At 58.2% G+C, this 16,771-nt stretch carries 12 protein-coding genes; 7 read left to right on the forward strand and 5 right to left on the reverse strand.

The genetic code is table 11. From position 1 onward, the window contains the following. The first annotated feature begins 140 nt into the window (after nt 1–140). Nucleotides 141–1,427, forward strand: a complete 1,287-nt coding sequence (locus AB4Z23_RS07950) for an MFS transporter (protein WP_013636793.1) — start codon at nt 141–143, stop codon at nt 1,425–1,427. A 53-nt stretch (nt 1,428–1,480) separates the two neighbouring features. Here AB4Z23_RS07950 and AB4Z23_RS07955 read toward each other — a convergent pair whose 3' ends face one another. The 4 genes from AB4Z23_RS07955 to mprF all read right to left on the reverse strand — a co-directional run bounded on the left by AB4Z23_RS07955 (nt 1,481) and on the right by mprF (nt 9,776). After that, complete coding sequence (locus AB4Z23_RS07955; RefSeq protein WP_174068609.1) at nt 1,481–3,808, reverse strand: DUF1217 domain-containing protein; 2,328 nt, start codon at nt 3,806–3,808, stop codon at nt 1,481–1,483. Between the two features lie 377 nt (nt 3,809–4,185). Further along, nucleotides 4,186–5,511 (reverse strand): telomere resolvase, encoded by a 1,326-nt coding sequence (locus tag AB4Z23_RS07960; protein WP_174068608.1) that lies wholly within the window; start codon nt 5,509–5,511, stop codon nt 4,186–4,188. A 288-nt stretch (nt 5,512–5,799) separates the two neighbouring features. After that, a complete protein-coding gene (locus tag AB4Z23_RS07965; protein ID WP_115064398.1) occupies nt 5,800–7,179 on the reverse strand; it encodes a virulence factor in 1,380 nt (459 codons plus the stop codon). Further along, nucleotides 7,176–9,776 carry a bifunctional lysylphosphatidylglycerol flippase/synthetase MprF gene (gene mprF / locus AB4Z23_RS07970; RefSeq protein ID WP_013636789.1) on the reverse strand — a complete coding sequence of 867 codons (2,601 nt, stop codon included), beginning with the start codon at nt 9,774–9,776 and terminating at the stop codon, nt 7,176–7,178. The genes AB4Z23_RS07965 and mprF overlap by 4 nt, the downstream gene beginning before the upstream one ends. Before the next feature lie 275 nt (nt 9,777–10,051). Here mprF and AB4Z23_RS07975 point away from each other — a divergent pair, with 275 nt between their 5' ends. Further along, nucleotides 10,052–10,345, forward strand: a complete 294-nt coding sequence (locus tag AB4Z23_RS07975) for a hypothetical protein (RefSeq protein ID WP_003514125.1) — start codon at nt 10,052–10,054, stop codon at nt 10,343–10,345. A 60-nt stretch (nt 10,346–10,405) separates the two neighbouring features. On the opposite strand, the gene AB4Z23_RS07980 is transcribed toward AB4Z23_RS07975, so the two are convergent. Further along, nucleotides 10,406–11,446, reverse strand: coding sequence for a dipeptidase (locus AB4Z23_RS07980; protein WP_013636788.1), 1,041 nt, complete (start codon nt 11,444–11,446; stop codon nt 10,406–10,408). A 235-nt stretch (nt 11,447–11,681) separates the two neighbouring features. Here AB4Z23_RS07980 and AB4Z23_RS07985 point away from each other — a divergent pair, with 235 nt between their 5' ends. Genes AB4Z23_RS07985 through AB4Z23_RS08005 form a run of 5 tightly spaced genes read left to right on the forward strand, consistent with a single transcriptional unit; the run spans nt 11,682 to nt 16,763 of the window. Next, nucleotides 11,682–13,277 carry an ABC transporter substrate-binding protein gene (locus tag AB4Z23_RS07985; RefSeq protein ID WP_421477092.1) on the forward strand — a complete coding sequence of 532 codons (1,596 nt, stop codon included), beginning with the start codon at nt 11,682–11,684 and terminating at the stop codon, nt 13,275–13,277. Between the two features lie 2 nt (nt 13,278–13,279). Then, nucleotides 13,280–14,293: an ABC transporter permease gene (locus AB4Z23_RS07990; RefSeq protein ID WP_003514118.1), complete on the forward strand. Its 1,014-nt coding sequence runs from the start codon at nt 13,280–13,282 to the stop codon at nt 14,291–14,293. Continuing rightward, entirely contained in the window at nt 14,290–15,192 is a 903-nt protein-coding gene (gene nikC, locus AB4Z23_RS07995; protein WP_003514116.1) for a nickel transporter permease, read from the forward strand. Before AB4Z23_RS07990 ends, nikC begins: the two co-directional genes overlap by 4 nt. A gap of 3 nt (nt 15,193–15,195) precedes the next feature. Beyond that, nucleotides 15,196–16,026 carry an ABC transporter ATP-binding protein gene (locus AB4Z23_RS08000; RefSeq protein WP_003503986.1) on the forward strand — a complete coding sequence of 277 codons (831 nt, stop codon included), beginning with the start codon at nt 15,196–15,198 and terminating at the stop codon, nt 16,024–16,026. Beyond that, nucleotides 16,023–16,763, forward strand: a complete 741-nt coding sequence (locus tag AB4Z23_RS08005) for an ABC transporter ATP-binding protein (RefSeq protein WP_421477094.1) — start codon at nt 16,023–16,025, stop codon at nt 16,761–16,763. The genes AB4Z23_RS08000 and AB4Z23_RS08005 overlap by 4 nt, the downstream gene beginning before the upstream one ends. The last annotated feature ends 8 nt before the right edge of the window (nt 16,764–16,771 follow it).

Genomic DNA, 16,771 nt, shown 5'->3' on the forward strand with positions numbered 1-16,771 from the left:
GGTGATGCCGGCGATATGTGTCTTGACAGGAGCGAGACGCACATCAGGGTGGAGCAAGCCGGGCACCCAGGGAGCAATCGCAGGAACGGGAAGACGTCGATCCATTCCGGGTGGCGCGTTCATGCGTGAAAGGGAGGAATATGTCCACGAACTATATGAGCGCCGCCTCGGTGCGGACGAAGAACCCGGCTGGCGTCATCGCGACATGCGGCCTGATGATCATGTTCGACGGTTACGATCTTGTCGTTTACGGCGCGGTTGCACCGGCGTTGCTGAAAGAAGGCGCATGGGCGCTCAATCCGGCCATGGTCGGGCGGGCTGCCGCCTTGACGCTGGTGGGCATGCTGCTCGGCGCGCTGTTTGCCGGCACCATGGCGGACCGTATCGGCCGCCGGAAGGTCGTTCTCATCAGCCTTGCCGGATTTTCAGCGATGATGATCGCCTCGGCCATGACGCCGAACTTTCTTGCTTTCGAAATCACGCGCTTCTTCGCCGGTCTCGGCCTTGGCGCGCTCCTGCCGACGGTGACGGCGCTGGTGCTGGAGTTCTCGCCGCCAAAGCGCAGGGCGCAGGCAAATTCCCTTTCCTTCCTCGGTTATCTTATCGGCGGCATCATTTCCGGCCTCATGGGTATTTTGCTTCTGGAGAGCTATGGCTGGCGGCCATTGATGCTGATCGGCGGCCTGCCGCTTATTCTTCTGCCGATCTTCATGCGGTTCCTGCCGGAATCGCCGGAATGGCTGGCAAGCAAGGGCCGGCAGGCAGAGGCAGACGGGATTTGCGACACTTACGGCCTGCAACGCATTACGCCGCATGCCAAGATCCAAAAGGGCGGCGTGGGCGCCCTCTTCTCGGAAGGCCGGCTGCTTTCGACGCTGAATGCCTGGGGCATTCACTTTTGCTCGCTTCTGCTGACCTTCGGCATGGTCAACTGGCTGCCCACCATCATGAACAAGATGGGCTACGACATCAGTTCGGCGCTCAGCTTTTCCATCATGCTCAATGTCGGAGCCGCAATTGGCATTCTCATCGGCGGACGTTTCGCCGACAAGGGTAACGTCAAGGTGGTTGTGGCCGTCCTTTTTGCCATTGGCGCGGCCTCGATCTGGGCCTTGACGGTAAACAAGGGGCCGTTGCTCTATCTCTTCGTTGCCCTTGCGGGTGCGGGAACGATTGGAACCCAGATTCTTGCCAACGTTCTGGTCGGGCGGCTTTATCCTGTCCATATTCGCGGTACGGGTCTTGGCTTTTCCCTGGCCGTCGGGCGGCTGGGCGGCATCGCCGGTCCGATGATCGGCGGTCTCGTGCTGCAAAGGGGCCTGGCTCCGGAGTGGAACTTCTACATTTTCGGCTCGGTCGCGCTGGTCGGGCTGGCTTTGACCGTACTGACCCTGCTCTACCGCACTTCAGGCGACGGGCGGGTTTGACTAAGATTATGTTGGCCGCAGGGCAAAACCTGCGGCCAGCACTTATGGATGGTCTAACCTCTGCGGCGGCTGCGGAGTTGCCCCAACGTCGCGAGTGTATTGCCGCTGATGGACGTGCTGCCGCTGCCGAATAGAGCGAGACGCGGATCCGACGTTGCGTTGTTAGCTTCGAATGTCAGCAAAAAGCGATTGACCAGTTTTTCGACCTTCTTGGGGTCCTGCAGGTCCTTCATCTTCAACTTCTTCTCGATCATCTTTGCCTGCGCATCCACCTTGGAGTTTGCGGTTTCTGCGGGAATTCCAAGGGCGGTGCGGGTGAACTCCGCAAGCGCATTATCGGCGAGTATGTCGTAGGGATTGGAAATGCTGGCAGCCATGCGCTTGAAATAGAGCGCAAGGCGAACGCCGGAATTTTCTTCGCCGACCCGCTGTTCCAGCGTCTGCCGAACATATTTGTCGCGTGTTTCCATGAGGCTGCGGGTGTTCTGCACGCTCTGGCCGGCTTTCGCGACGATATTCCCCTTGGCGTCGAAATTGAAGGAGCCGGCAAGTGCGCGGAAGCGGGCATCTTTTTCGGTATTGGCGAAACTTTTGGGGTCCTTGAGGTCGGACTTGAAGATCTTCTTGAGGTAGTCGGTGGTGACCGTTTTGGGGTCGATACGCTGCGCAATCAGCATGAAATCGAGAAGGCGGCGGTCGGAGAGCAATTGATCGACGGTTTCAATCGTTTCCATTTTCTGGCGATAATAGGTGACCTCCTTCTCACCTTTCTCCCTGACCTTTTTGTCCTTGTCCCAACGGGTAACTTCCTTCAGATAATTTCGCGATATTCGGGTGATCTCGTTTTCCGACTGGGCGAGCCGGGGTGAGCCAATCTTGCCCTCGGCATCAAAGTTGAACGCCTTGGCCAGCCGCACGAAACGCTCGTCTTTCAAAGTATAAACGTAACTTTTCGGGTCTGACAGATCGCTGGTAAATACCCGTTTCAGCGTGAAGGACGAGGCTTCTTCAGCGGTAATATCGAAGGCTTTCAGGGCGAAGTTTCGAATGATGACCGCGCCCTGCGCGTTCGACAGAAAATCCTCGAGATTTTTCGTCAGGCCGATGTAGCGCTGGTAGTTCTTGATTGCCTTTTCGTCCGCTGCTTCGTCCTTGTCATCGTAACGGCTGAAGTAGAGGTTCATCATGGTGTTGAGCTGTTCGGCGGTCTGCGCTACCTTGCCGGTCTTGATCTTGCCGTCCGCACCGAAATTGAAGGCGCGTGCCAGATCGACAAGACCTTTGTCCTTCTCCTTGTGGATGGGGCTTTGCGGATCATTCGGATCCTGCAAGACGGCCCAGCCGATTTTCTTGTCCGTCTCATCATTGTCCGTCAGATTGAAGCTGACGATGAGCATCGTTCTCAGGCGCGCAAACTGCGTCATCTGGCTGGCCTCGGTGATGGTTTTCATCTTGTCCGCGAAATACTCGCGGTTGAGAACAGCTCCGGCCTGCGTCAGGCGGGGATTTGAAAGAACGTAGGTTTCGTTAATCAGTCGCCTCTGCGCAGCCGTCTGCGCCGGCATGCCGTCATCTACGCGGCCGTCGTCCCGGAAATTAAACGCGGCCGCCATCTCGAACAGTTTGTTGGCATCGTTGATACGCTTGTTATATTGGCTGATCAGGTAGTCGATCTTTGCGAGCGCCGGTTTGTCGGTGGACGCGACGCCTGCACGTTCTATGCGCAGATCGGCCGCCTTTGCCTTCCACTCCGGGATCAATGACTTGTAGGTCTTGTTGATGTAGCTATCGGCATTGCTGATATCGCTCGTCAGAACGTTTTTGACGTGCTTGTAGCTGAAGGTCTCGGGATCGATGCCGAAGGATTTGAAGATATAATCCCGAAGCCGCGTGTTCTTGAAGATATCTTCGACATGCCCGACCTTCTCGATGGCAATGTTATAAAAACGGGTCTCTTCCTTTAATTCGGCGCCTTCCTGTTCGATCGTAGCGTGATAGGTGGCAATCAACCGGTCCTGCTGGGATTTTGTCTGAACCGATTTTTCCGCTTTGATCGTGCCGAAATCGAAAGAGGCAGCGAAGTCGCGGTATCGCGTATCCTTCAGTTTGTTGGCGAAGCTGTTCGGATCGTTGAGATTGCTTTCCAGCACCTTCTTCATGAAGGCGGTGGCATAGATCATTTCCTCCAGTCCATGTGCCTTCATGGCGTAGGAATAGAGCCGGAAGTCCTTCAGGAACGCGTCGAGGTTTTTGACCTTGCCGATATTATCCGCATAATATTTGGCGTCGCGCGATACGACGGGGTCGTTCGCGACGCGTTTCAGCGACAATTCCATATCACGATTGTAAAGAGCGTAAGTCGTATATGCGGGCAGCACCATGTGTCTCCGAAAAAACTATGGCAAAATCTGTGCGTGAACCAGTTATGAAGCGGATAATTGCAGTATAGTCTTGCGCGTAGCTGTATAATTAAAAGTAATATTTAGAGTAAATATTTTTTATTATTAAATTAGTTGAGATTTATATTGATTGTTTGGTGCGTGGCTGCGTTGAGATCGCGTGCAGGCAGAAGCGGCCCCAAGCGCCAACGCCAACACCACGCCGGCAGACAAAGGGGAAAGACTTGGCAAAAGCTGAGGGCGGCACATTTGTCCGGGCTGTTGGGACAGACATGCGAAAATACCGCTGGCAGCGTGTTCAGCGCTATCCTGAGGCAAGGCCGTATTAGAGGCTTTTTCTAGGGCAGTTCCGGGTACCGCTACGGGTTCTTGCGGGAGGCGGGGGCGATGGTCGCCATCTGCAACAATGTGCGCTCATTCGTGCGTTTGGCTCGCGCCAATGCATCGTTGCGGTCTTCCGGCAGCGTGTAGGTCATGTAGGACAGCGAGGTTTCGAGGTCGTTATTATTGTGTCCGAGGATGGCCGCGAAATAGCTGTTCTTGGTGACATGGGGCGGCGCGAAATTGTGATACGCCACCTCCGCATAAAGGTGCCGCAAGCCATAGGGCTTGGGCAGTTCTTCCTTCGGCCAGAGATCCTCGAACAGATTAAAAACCGTGTCCCGAAGCAGCAGGCGGGTTTCCGATGAAAAATCGTCGATCGACATGCCGTGCCACAATTTTCCCTGCCCGCTTTCGCGCAGGCGCTGGTAGGCGGACAGGATGGTTGCGGAGCGTGCAAGGACCGGGATCTCGTAGGTAATCCCGAATTTCGTTCCTTCGCCCTGCTTCGTCTTGGCCTGGCCGTTAAACAGGATGCTCCATTTGGAAACGCCCTTGCCATAGGGGGCGGGTGAAAACTCGGCCTGCGTAAAGACCTCGTAGGGGCGTCGCCCCGTCATGCCGATCAGGCCGATGCCGATCATCAGCGGATCGCTGGACTTGAGACAATCCTCGCAGATCTTCAGCACCTGCCGGTAATTCTCGAATGTGATGAGCGCGCCGTGCTTGTTGGCGATCTTCTCCATCTTCACCCGGCGTGCCTCGTCATACATTGCGGCATCGCCGGTGGCGATCTTCAGCATTGGATGCTCGTCGCCAAAGGCTTCGCGGATGGCGTTACGATATTTGGTGATGTAGGAAATGATCGTCGTCTGGGCGCGGCCCTTCATGACGGCGATTTCGGCGTCCCACAAGGCCTGCATCTCTTCTTTCGAGCCCAGGCCGTTCATCGCTGCAATAAAATCCGCGATCCGCAAAAGCACTGTCGGCTTGCGGCCGGCGGTGTTGAACTCCGCCCGCTCGATCTTTTCGACAATGGAGGTCGCCACGCCGGTTTTCGGATAGTCGGCCCGCTCTATATAGGTCTTCAGCCGCTCCCGCAGCTTTTTCATGTTGCAGATGGCAAGCGGGGTGCTCTTTGCCCCAAATTCGGCCTTCAGGGCATAGCGATATTTCATGATGTAAAGTTCGAGCGTCTTTTCCGTGCGGCCATTGTCGAAATGGTAGCGGACCTCTGCGTCCCAAAGATCGCGGATTTTTTTGTTTCGCAACGTCTCGCTGCTTTTCATTGCCTCCCTGACCCGACCGACGAACTGGTCGATGCGTTCCACGAGAACTGGAGTTTTGGTCTTTCGTGCGAGCATGCGGCGGCCCCTGAACCGGTCGGGAAATATAAAATCTATGATTGGCAATCAACAGAAGCATGGTTGCGGAAATGCCATGGATATTCGCTGCCAGCATATTTCTTTTGAATAATAGTTTAATCGATTCCGCAAGTATGGCCGTGATGCGTGGAACCTTCAAGGAAGGTTTGCGAGCCGAGATCGGTAAGTCGGGGAGCCGACATCCTGCCGGCGGCGCTTCAGGTGATTGAATTCTGATGGAAGTACGGGCTTCGGGAATTCTCCCGAAGCCGCAGAGGTTGCGACAGCCTATTTCGGTAGCCGGGTTTTCAGGGAGGTCACGATGCGCTTGGCAAGCCCCTCATAGTCCTCATCGAAATGGTGGCCACCTTCGATGCCGACCGTCTCCACGCCCTTTGCCTTCAGGCCGGGGCAGGGGTCTTCATCCTCTTCCTCCGTGCCATAGACGCATTGCACCAGCTTCGGATCGATCTTGACGATGTCGTCGATGGTCTTGCCGCCCTTGCCTTCGCCGGCAACGCCGAGCCAGCCCTGGACGGAAATCTCGAAATCGACTTCGGTCGAAAGTCCAAGCAGCGTCAGCTGCACGACATGGGATTTCGCGCGTTCGGGCAGGAGATTATAGGTGGCGGGAATGATATCAGCGCCAAAGGAATAGCCGATCAGCACGACGTTCCGAACCTTCCATTCCTTGCGGTAGGTGTCGATGATGCGCGCAAGGTCATTGGCCACTTCCTGCGGTTGTTTTTCTTTCCAGAAGTAACGCAGGGCATCGACGCCGATCACAGGTATCCCCTGCTTTTGCAGCGCGCCGCCGACTTCCTCGTCCAGATCGCGCCAGCCGCCGTCACCGGAATAGATCACCGCCATGGTGTCCATCGCCGGGCTCGTTTCGAGGACCGTGATCGGCAGGCCTAGCGGGCTGCTGGTGTCGCCCGCCGCATCGACCTTGTCGGACAGGGTCTGGGACAAAATCTCATCCGCCTTGCCTGTCACATCAGTCACTTCGATATCGGGATGAAGCTTCACCAGGGCGTTAACGTGGTCGCGGCCCTTCTGATCCGCATCGGGCGTGAACAGCACGCTGACAGGAGCTGGCAGCGGGCCATCGGTCAGGCCATAAACCGTTTCACCGTCCACCTTGTCCTTGGTGGCGGGGGTGCAGAGTATCTTCTCAAGCGGCAGGCCAGCCTTGGGGTCGACCGCGATGGCTTCCTGAACGGTGGAGACCGGGCTTTGCGCGATCATGGCGAGCGCCAGCGTTCCGCCCTTGCCGATGCCGGTGAGGATAGGCTGGCGATAGCTGGCCGTCCCGGCGGTGCGCTGGATCTGCTGCGACAGCGACTCGATGTCCGAGATCATATAGATACACTCGTCATCATCGGCCTCGAGTGCTTTCAGATATTCCTTGAAATCGATGCCGACCACCGCGGCACCCTTTTCCACCAGTGCTTTGGCGCGTTCTTCGTCGGTGCCGGTCCATCCGTCCGCATCGGAAATCAGGAAGACGCTGGCGAGAATTTCGCCATCCGGCACCATGATGTGCTCGGCGGGGATCATGCCGGTGTCATAAGCTGGCTTGTCCTGCGAAAAGGCGGCGCTGGACAACGGGGAGAGGAACAGGGCGGAAGCGGCAAGGGCTGCCTTCAGCATGCTGTATTTTCTCATTTTCCGATCACTCCTCTGACACCGCCACTGATCAGAACCGTCGCGTCCATCAGCGCCAGAGCGGCGTCTGCGCCATTTTGTACGGCGAGGTAACGCGGTTCCCATTTCGGGTGGAACTTCGTCTTGAACGCACGAAGGCCCTTAAAGTTGTAGAAACGTTCGCCATGTTCGAAAAGCGTGCTGCCAATGCGGTCCCAGACCGGTGCCGCATCGCGCTTCGACATGCCGGACATGGGTGCCATGCCGAGATTGAAGCTCTCATATCCCGCCTCACGCAGGTGCTGCATGATGCTGACGAAGAGGAAATCCATCGAGCCGCGCGGTGCATCCGGTGAAAAGCGCATGAGATCGACGGTGGCTTCCTTTTTGGTGTCCGTCACCATCAGATTGGCGAAGGCGGTGATCTTGCCATCCTTGCGCAGCACGGCGACGGGCTGGGAGAGAATGTAGTTGGGCTCGAACGCACCGAGAGAAAATCGCTTTTCCCTTGTATTGTGGTGGGTGAGCCAGCCATCCGAGACCTGCTTGAGATCATCCAGAATATCGGCAACATGCGATTGCTCGACAACTTCGAAGGTCAGCCCGTCGCGGGCGCCGCGGCTCAGTGACTGGCGAAGGGTTGCGAGCTTGCCGCCCTTCAATTCGAATGCGGTAAGATCGACCAGCGCCAGTTCGCCAAGCTTGAAGGCACGCAGGCCCGCATCGGCGCAATGGGACAGGAGGAAGGGCGAAATCTGGTAGAAGGCGGCGCGCGCACCCGCCGAACGGGCGGATTCCACGAATTGCCAGACCAGATCGGGAAAATCCTCCTCGTTGCCGACGGGGTCGGCGAAGGCTATCCATGATCGGCCCTGAATGCCGTACATGATGAAGGCGCTGCCGCTTTCCGAGAACATCACATGCTTGTCGCCCATGCGCACCAGATTGGCATCGGCCGAATCCTGCTGCATGACGATGTCGGTTGCACGTTCAACGTCTTCCGGCTGGATGGAATCCGGCTTGAAAGTGACCGGCCGCATCAGGCTGAAAATTGCAATGGTGGAGGAAGCGAGCACCAGGCCGAGAAGGGCGCGCAGACCGCGCGGTGCTTCCTCGGAGAACTCGAATTCCCACCACAATGTGTGGCTGTAATCGGTGTCGCGGTAGACGAACAGAAGGATCGTTGCCGCGCCGGCGATGATGACGGCCATAGCGGCGAGCCAACTCGGTCCCAGCGCCTGTTTGACCAGCGAGGCATGACGGTTGAAGCTGCGCATATTGAGGGCGAGCGCCGCGATGAAGATGCCGAGGAAGATTGCCTCGAAAACGGCGATCGCCTTCACCAGCGACAGGATGAGCGCCAGCGATGCGGCGACAAGGGCAATCCACCACGCCCCATCCAGCCGCTGCCCGAGGCCGCGGGAGGCGACAACGAGGCCAAGGCCGAGAATACTCGTCAGAAAGTGCGCCGCCTCGATGATCGGCAGTGGCACGAAATTCGACAGGAAATCCAGATTGCTGCCGGGCGTCGGCGTCACGCTCGAAAAGATCAGCATGGTGCCGAGAATGATCGCGAAGGTGGAGAGCAGCGGCGGCGCCAGCCGCACGGCAAGCTGGCTGATATCGGAGACCACCGGCTTGGCCGCGAACTGCTTCATTTCGGAAACGATCATCACCAGAATGGCAACAACCAGCGGCAGGACGTGATAGATGACGCGATAAAGAACGAGGCTTCCGAGCAGCTGATCGACGCTGATCGCGTTGCCGAGCCCGGCTACCATGACCGTTTCGAACACACCGAGACCGGCGGGAACGTGGCTGAGAACGCCAAGGCCAACGGCGGTGGCATAGATCGCGAAGAATGTCGGCCAGCCGAGATGCGTCTCGGGCAGGAGCACGTAAAGCACGGAGGCGGAGGCGGCGATATCAAAGGCGGAGACGAGGAACTGGCGCGAGGAGGTGCGGCTGTCGGGAAGGCGCAGTCGCCATTTGCCGAGCCGGATCGCCTTGCCGTTGCGGCCGACGTAGGCGGTGGTAACGAGAACGGCAATGACGGCGAGCGCTCCGCCCCTTAGAACAGTCGGGTCGAGACCGATGATGGCGGCGATGCGTGGTGCGACGATGAAGGTCGAAAGGGCGCTGACAGACAAAAGCCCCAGCCCGAAGGACAGCGTGACGAAGGCGATGACACGGGCGATGTCACCCGGCGAAAGTCCCAGCCTGGAATAGGCGCGAAAGCGTATTGCGCCGCCGCTCAAGGGGCCAAATCCAGCAGTGTTGCCGATGGCGTAAGCGGCAAAAGCGGTGGCCGCCATGGACGGGAAGCGCACCTTTTTTCCGACATATTCGATCGCGTTGGCGTCATAGAAAATCAGCGACAGGAAGCTCAGCGCCGTAAAGACCATTGCAAGAAGAATGGCCGGAAGCGAAGTGTCCAGAAGGGCTGCGATCACATCATCGTACCGCACTTCGGATGTGAGGCGGTAAATCGCAAACGTCATCATCACGAAGATGAGCGTAATGGCGATGGCCGTCAGATAGGGCCGGTTTCTGGCAAAGAAGCTTTCAACCGGGGATTCGGTAATATCGGTCTGTATAATTTCGCTCTTGTCTGCCATTTGCTTTTTCCAGCGCCAGTCCCTTGGTTGGCGAACCACAGGATTGTGTCGCTAATTCGTTTCGGTTGAGGAAATTTGCTTAGCAGAAATGCGTGACGTGTCGATGTGAAGTTTGGCGACAAACCAACGAGATTTTCGCCGTTAAAATGAAAAATGCAACCAAAAAGAGCTATGTTCAAATTTTAGATCAAAAACTCCGTGAATTAAACGTTCCGATTGCTTGGAGGCGATGTTTGATGTGATTAAACGCTTCTTTCAATTGAAGGAAATGCAAAATGAACATGCCTACAAGAATAGTAATTTCGCTGATCGCAGCCCTTTTGGTGGGCGGCGGCTACATGGCTTATGACAAGATGCGGGGCGCCGAATGGGTTGTCTCGCCGCAGCAGATTGCTGATGCGAAGGCCGGCGGGCAGGCCGGATATGAATCGCGTCCGGGAACAGTGACCGTTCTGCCGATCCGTAGCGAGACGGCGGATGTACTGCCGATCAAATGGGCCATTGCTGGTCTGGTCGCAGGCCTGCTGGCGTTTCGGTCCACGGGCAAAAAGAAAGCGGCAAAGGCCTGAGGCCTGCCGCTTCATGTCTCCGGCACGGAACTCCGGGGAGAATGCCAGAGTCGGGGCGCGTTACGCGCCCCACGTTTTCTCCAGCACGCGTACCCAGTTGCCATGGCAGATCTTGGCGAGTGCGGCGTCGTCATAACCGCCGTTGCGCAGGGCTGTGACCAGCAATTGCAGATCGGCCGCATCCTTCATGGCTGCTGGAATGGTGGTGCCGTCGAAATCCGAGCCGAGTGCGACGTGATCGATGCCGATGCGGTTGACGATATAGTCGACATGGCGGACCAGTTCGCCAAGGTCGGTAGCCGGGTTCTTCACGCCGTCCTGGCGCAGGAACAGAACGCCGAAATTGATGCCGGCAAGACCGCCTGTGTCGCGGATCGCGTCCAGCTGGCGGTCCGTCAGGTTGCGGCTGTGGTTGCACAGCGCATAGGTGTTGGAATGGGACGCCACCAGCGGTGCGTCCGAAATCTTCGCGATGTCCCAGAAACCCTGTTCGTTCATGTGCGACAGGTCGACCATGATCTTCAGTTCGTTGCAGGTCTTTACCAGCCGTTTTCCGGCATCGGTGAGGCCGGGGCCGATATCCGGTGTCGACGGAAAGCGGAAGGGAACGCCGTAGGCGAAGATGTTCGGGCGGCTCCAGACCGGTCCGAGCGTGCGAAGGCCAGCCTCGTGGAGAACATGCAGCGCATCCAGATCGGCGCCGATCGCTTCTGCGCCCTCGATATGGAAGACGGAGGCAAAGGCGCCCTCTGCCATCGCGCTGCGGATCTCGGCAGCCGTGCGGCAGACTTTCAGCGCACCGCCTGATTGTTTCTCGGCGCGGAACAGCAGAGCCGCCATGCCAAGCGTCGCCTTTAGCGCGTCCGCTTCAGCCGGTGTCGTGAAGTCGCCGTTCGCGTCCTTCTCCATGCTGGGCGAGGGGACGTAGATGGCGCAGAGGCCACCGGCCAACCCGCCCTTCCGGGCGCGCGGCAGGTCGATGTGGCCGACCGTATCACCCTCGATGAGAAGCGTTTCGGGAGAGGCATTGCCCGATCGCCATAACCGCAGAAGCACGTCGTTGTGGCCGTCGAAGACGGGTACGGTTTTTTCATCGGTCATGGTCATTCACCTTTGGATACGGGCGGGGCGCGGTCGCGCGGTCGTCAGACTTTTGAGAATTGGTAGAGGAAAGGTCAAGGTCGGAGCAAATGCAATCCATGCATAGGCTCTGCCAAATTTGGAATTGGTCGCGCCTCGTTTGCTCGTGGTAATCGCGGGAAAACATAAAAAAAATGACTGGATTGGGGCGAACCCATACCGTTTCCGAAAAATAAGGTCCGAAAGGGGATTTTCGATGATTTCAAGACGCAACCTGCTGATTGCCGGCGCTGCCGTACCGTTCCTGTCCTATGCGCACATTCCGGCATTTGCTGCGACGCCCAAGGATATTCTGGTGGTCGCGCAGCAGCTGGACAACATGACGAGCCTTGATCCGCATGAGGGTTTCGAAGCCGTCGGCGGTGAAATCATGTCCAACATGTACCAGAAGCTGGTGCGGGCGAACCGTGAAGATTCCACCAAGGTCGATCCGGTCATCGCGAAGTCCTGGGAAGCCGATGCGGAAAGCAAGGTTTTCACCTTTGTGATTGGTGACGATGCGACCTTCTCGAGCGGTGCGAAAGTGACCGCGGAAGACGTGGCCTTTTCGCTGCAGCGCGCCATCAAGATGAACAAGAGCCCGGCCTTTATCATCGGCCAGTTCGGCTTCACGCCTGACAATGCCGAAACTACCATCGTTGCCGCCGACGAAAAGACGGTGAAGCTGACGACGGCAAAGCCGACCGCAATCTCGTTCCTGCTCTATTGCCTCTCCGCCAATATCGGCGCGATCGTTGAAAAGAAGGCCGTGCTGGCAAATGCCTCGGGCGAAGACCTCGGCAATGGCTGGCTGCAGAAAAACAGCGCCGGTTCCGGCGATTTCATGTTGCAGGCCTGGAAGCCGAGCGAGAGCGTAGCGCTCACCGTCAACCCGAATGGCCCCTACAAGGGTAACATCAAACGCGTCATCCTGCGCCATGTCACCGATCCGTCTTCCCAGCTTCTGATGTTGCAGAAGGGCGATATCGACATTGCCCGCGACCTGACTTCGGAACAGCTGCGTACCGTCCAGAACGACGCCAACATCGAGTTGCAGCGCAAGAGCATCGCCTCGCTGGTGCTGATCTCGCTCAATCAGGGCAATGAGAACCTTGCCAAGCCACAGGTCTGGCAGGCCATCAAATGGGCGCTGGACTACAAGGGCATGCAGGAAAACATCGTGCCGCTGACGCACAAGGTTCACCAGAGCTTCGAGCCGGAAGGTTTCCCCGGCGCCGTCAACGACACGCCGTACCAGCGCGATGTCGAAAAGGCCAAGGCGCTGATGGCGGAAGCCGGTCTTGCCGACGGTTTCGAAATCACCATGGATCACTATTCCGCCCAGCCTTACCCGGATCTGGCGCAGGCCATCCAGGCAAACCTTGCCGATATCGGCATCAAGGTGCGTCTGCAATCTGCCGAGAACCGTCAGGTTCTGACCAAGATGCGCGGCCGCGAACACCAGATGGCGCTTTCCGCCTGGGGCACGGATTATTTCGATCCGCATTCCAATGCCGATGTCTTCAACATCAACAAGGACAATGGCGACGACGCCAAGTCCAAGCCCTTCCTGTGGCGTTCGCGCTTCAAGAACGACGACTTTGCCGCGAAGGCAGAAGCCGCCCGTGACGAGAAGGACGCGGCAAAGCGCATCGAGCTTTATGAAGCGCTGCAGCGCGAGCACATGGAAAACAGCCCCTTCGTCTTCATGTTCCAGACGACGAAGACGGCCGCGTTCCGCAAGGGCGTTTCCGGCTTTGAACTCGGCGTTCTCTCCGAGGGCAATTCCTACCACGATGCTAAGAAAGCGTAACATTGAACAAGCGCGTCAAAAGCATATCGTCGACACTGAGCAGCGTCATTCTGACGCTGTTCGGGTTGATGGTCATCACCTTCCTGATCGGGCGCGTCATGCCTGTCGATCCCGTCATTGCGGCAGTCGGCGACAACGCGCCTGAAGACGTCATTGTGCGGGTTCGGGCCGAAATGGGCCTCGACCAGCCACTGGTCGTTCAGTTTTTCCACTATGTGTCGCAGGTGCTGCACGGTGATTTCGGCAATTCCATCCTGACCCGCAACCCGGTCTGGATCGATATCAAGCGCGTTTTCCCCGCCACCTTCGAGCTTGCTACGGCAGCACTCATTCTCGCTGCGCTGATCGGCATTCCGCTCGGCGTATGGGCCGCCGTGAAGCAGGGTAAGTTGACGGACCAGATCATCCGCGTCGTCTGCCTTGCCGGCCATTCCGTGCCCGTCTTCATGCTGGCGCTGATTTCGCTGCTGGTATTTTACGCCACGCTTGGCGTCGCACCCGGACCGGGCAGGCAGGACATCATCTATGACGGCATGATCTCGCCGGTCACGGGCCTGATGACGGTCGATACGCTGCTTGCCGGCGACTGGGACGCGTTTTACGACGCCATCGCCCATATGGTGCAGCCCGTCTGCATCCTTGCCTATTTCAGCATGGCCTATATCACCCGCATGACACGCGCCTTCATGATCGATGCGCTGAAGGGCGAATATGTCATTACCGCCCGTGCCAAGGGGCTTTCGGCAATGACCGTTATCTGGGGGCACGCCTTCCCGACGGTTGCCGTACAGCTCGTCACGGTTCTCGCACTCACCTATGCCGGCCTTCTGGAAGGTGCCGTGGTGACGGAAACCGTCTTCAGCTGGCCGGGCCTTGGCCAATATCTCACCGTCTCGCTCATGAACGCGGACATGAACCCTGTCGTCGGAGCGACCCTGTTGATCGGCCTGATCTATGTCGGCCTCAACCTGCTCGCAGACGTACTTTACCGAGTAATGGATCCCCGCGTTCGATGATGTTAGCAACTTTCAGAAACTGGGCTCTGGATGAGACGCCGCATTCCCGCAGGCAGGCTGCCTGGGGAAACCGGTACCGCATCTGGCTGAACCTCAAGTCCAATCCGCTGGCGGTGGTCGGTCTCACGATCATCATCGTCTTCATTGCGCTGTCGCTGCTGGCGCCGTTCATCGCGCCTTACGATCCGGCCGCGCAGAACCTCGGCAACCGCCTTGCCTTCCCGAGTGCCGAGCACTGGTTCGGCACGGATGAGCTGGGTCGCGACATTCTTTCCCGCATTCTCTATGGTGGTCGCGTCACGCTTGGCATGGTCATTGCCGTCGTCGTTCTCGTTGCGCCGATCGGTCTCGCCATCGGCTGCATCGCCGGTTATTTCGGCGGTATCGTCGATACGGTGTTGATGCGGGTGACCGATGTGTTCCTGGCCTTCCCGCGCCTCATCCTGGCGCTTGCCTTCGTCGCGGCGCTGAAGCCTGGCGTCGAAAGCGCCATTCTCGCCATCGCGCTCACCGCCTGGCCGCCCTATGCGCGTCTCGCTCGCGCCGAAACCATGACGGTTCGCGGCAGCGATTTCGTTGCGGCCTACCGGCTGACAGGCGCTTCCGCCTGGCGCATCATCGCCCGTCACATCGCGCCGCTCTGCGTGCCGAGCCTCATCGTGCGCATCACGCTCGACATGAGCTCGATCATCATCACCGCCGCAAGCCTCGGCTTCCTCGGCATGGGCGCGCAGCCGCCTTCGCCGGAGTGGGGTGCGATGATTGCGACGGCCAAGCGCTTCATCTTCGAACAATGGTGGGTCGCCACCATTCCGGGCATCGCCATCTTCCTCGTCTCGCTCGCCTTCAACTTCCTTGGCGATGGTCTGCGCGACGTGCTCGACCCGAAGGGACATTGAGCCATGCTGGTCGAAATCGAAAATCTGAAGATCGCGTTCCAGACCCGCACCAGCCGCTTCGAGGCGGTGCGCGGTGTTTCCATGAAGCTCGGAACAGAAAAGCTCGGCATCGTCGGTGAATCCGGTTCGGGCAAGAGCCTCACGGCGCGCGCGCTGATGAAGCTTCTGCCCTCCAATGCTGATATCAGGGCCGACAAGCTCTCCTTTGACGGTATCGACGTGCTTTCCGCCAGTGAAAAGCAGATGCGCCAGATCCGAGGAAAACGGGCAGGTTTCATCCTTCAGGATCCGAAATATTCGCTGAACCCGGTCAAGACCATGGGTGCACAGATCGCGGAAGCCTGGCGCGCCCACAAGGGCGGCAGCAAGCGTGCGGCCATGGAGGCGGCAATCGCCCTGCTCGATCAGGTGAAGATCCGCAATCCGCGCCAGGTCGCTTCGTCCTACGCTCACGAGGTTTCCGGGGGCATGGGCCAGCGTGTCATGATCGCCATGATGCTGGCGCCCGATCCCGAGCTTCTGATCGCCGACGAACCGACGAGTGCTCTCGATGCCACGGTTCAGGCGGAAATCCTGCGGCTGATCGAGGAGCTGGTATCGGAACGCGGCATGGGTCTCATCCTCATCAGCCACGACCTGCCGCTAGTCTCGCATTTCTGCGACCGCGTGGCTGTCATGTATTCCGGCCGGGTGATGGAGGAACTGAAGGCTTCCGAACTCCTGAAAGCACAGCATCCTTACACGCAGGGTCTCTTGAACTGCATTCCCTCGCTGACGCATCCGCGCGAGCGTCTTCCCGTTCTCAACCGTGATGCAGCGTGGTCCAGCCTATGATCGACGTCGAAAATCTCCGTATCAAGTTCGGCGACCGTGAAGTGGTGAAGGGCGTGTCCTTTTCGGTCGAAAAGGGCGGCAGCTTCGGCATCGTTGGCGAAAGCGGCTCGGGCAAGTCCACCATTTTGCGCGCCATGGCCGGCCTTAATGAAAGCTGGGAAGGCCGCATCGCCTTTGCCGGCAAGGATGCACCGCTGAAGCGCACGCCGGAATTCTTCCGGCAGGTGCAGATGGTGTTTCAGGACCCCTATGGTTCGCTGCATCCGCGCCAGACCATCGACCGCATTCTCAGCGAATTGCCGTTGGTGCACGGCATGGACAATATCGAAAAACGCATCCAGCAGGCGCTATCGGATGTGGCCCTGCCCCAGGCGGTGCGCTTCCGTTACCCCCACCAGCTCTCCGGCGGTCAGCGTCAGCGCGTGGCGATTGCGCGTGCTTTGATTGCCGATCCGCAGGTTCTGCTGCTCGATGAGCCGACTTCGGCGCTCGATGTTTCAGTGCAGGCGGAAATCCTGAACCTGTTGCAGGATCTGCGGGCGACGCGCAACCTCACCTATATCCTCGTCAGCCACAATCTGGCTGTTATCGCGCATCTGTGCCCACAGGTGGGCGTGATGCTGAATGGTGAAATGGTCGAGCAGCTGAATGCAGGCGATCTACGCGAAGGCCGCACGAAACACCCGCATACCGAAGAGTTGCGCAGCCTGAGTATCCGGCTGGAAGAGCCGGCTTGAGCCCACGT

The sequence above is a fragment of the Agrobacterium sp. MCAB5 genome (genome assembly GCF_052114365.1).
In the GTDB taxonomy this organism is placed as follows: domain Bacteria; phylum Pseudomonadota; class Alphaproteobacteria; order Rhizobiales; family Rhizobiaceae; genus Agrobacterium; species Agrobacterium tumefaciens.

Coding starts and splice junctions, on each gene's coding strand:
- AB4Z23_RS07950 (WP_013636793.1), top strand. CDS start 141: ATGTCCACGAACTATATGAGCGCCGCCTCGGTGCGGACGAAGAACCCG.
- AB4Z23_RS07955 (WP_174068609.1), bottom strand. CDS start 3,808: ATGGTGCTGCCCGCATATACGACTTACGCTCTTTACAATCGTGATATG.
- AB4Z23_RS07960 (WP_174068608.1), bottom strand. CDS start 5,511: ATGCTCGCACGAAAGACCAAAACTCCAGTTCTCGTGGAACGCATCGAC.
- AB4Z23_RS07965 (WP_115064398.1), bottom strand. CDS start 7,179: ATGAGAAAATACAGCATGCTGAAGGCAGCCCTTGCCGCTTCCGCCCTG.
- mprF (WP_013636789.1), bottom strand. CDS start 9,776: ATGGCAGACAAGAGCGAAATTATACAGACCGATATTACCGAATCCCCG.
- AB4Z23_RS07975 (WP_003514125.1), top strand. CDS start 10,052: ATGAACATGCCTACAAGAATAGTAATTTCGCTGATCGCAGCCCTTTTG.
- AB4Z23_RS07980 (WP_013636788.1), bottom strand. CDS start 11,446: ATGACCGATGAAAAAACCGTACCCGTCTTCGACGGCCACAACGACGTG.
- AB4Z23_RS07985 (WP_421477092.1), top strand. CDS start 11,682: ATGATTTCAAGACGCAACCTGCTGATTGCCGGCGCTGCCGTACCGTTC.
- nikC (WP_003514116.1), top strand. CDS start 14,290: ATGATGTTAGCAACTTTCAGAAACTGGGCTCTGGATGAGACGCCGCAT.
- AB4Z23_RS08000 (WP_003503986.1), top strand. CDS start 15,196: ATGCTGGTCGAAATCGAAAATCTGAAGATCGCGTTCCAGACCCGCACC.
- AB4Z23_RS08005 (WP_421477094.1), top strand. CDS start 16,023: ATGATCGACGTCGAAAATCTCCGTATCAAGTTCGGCGACCGTGAAGTG.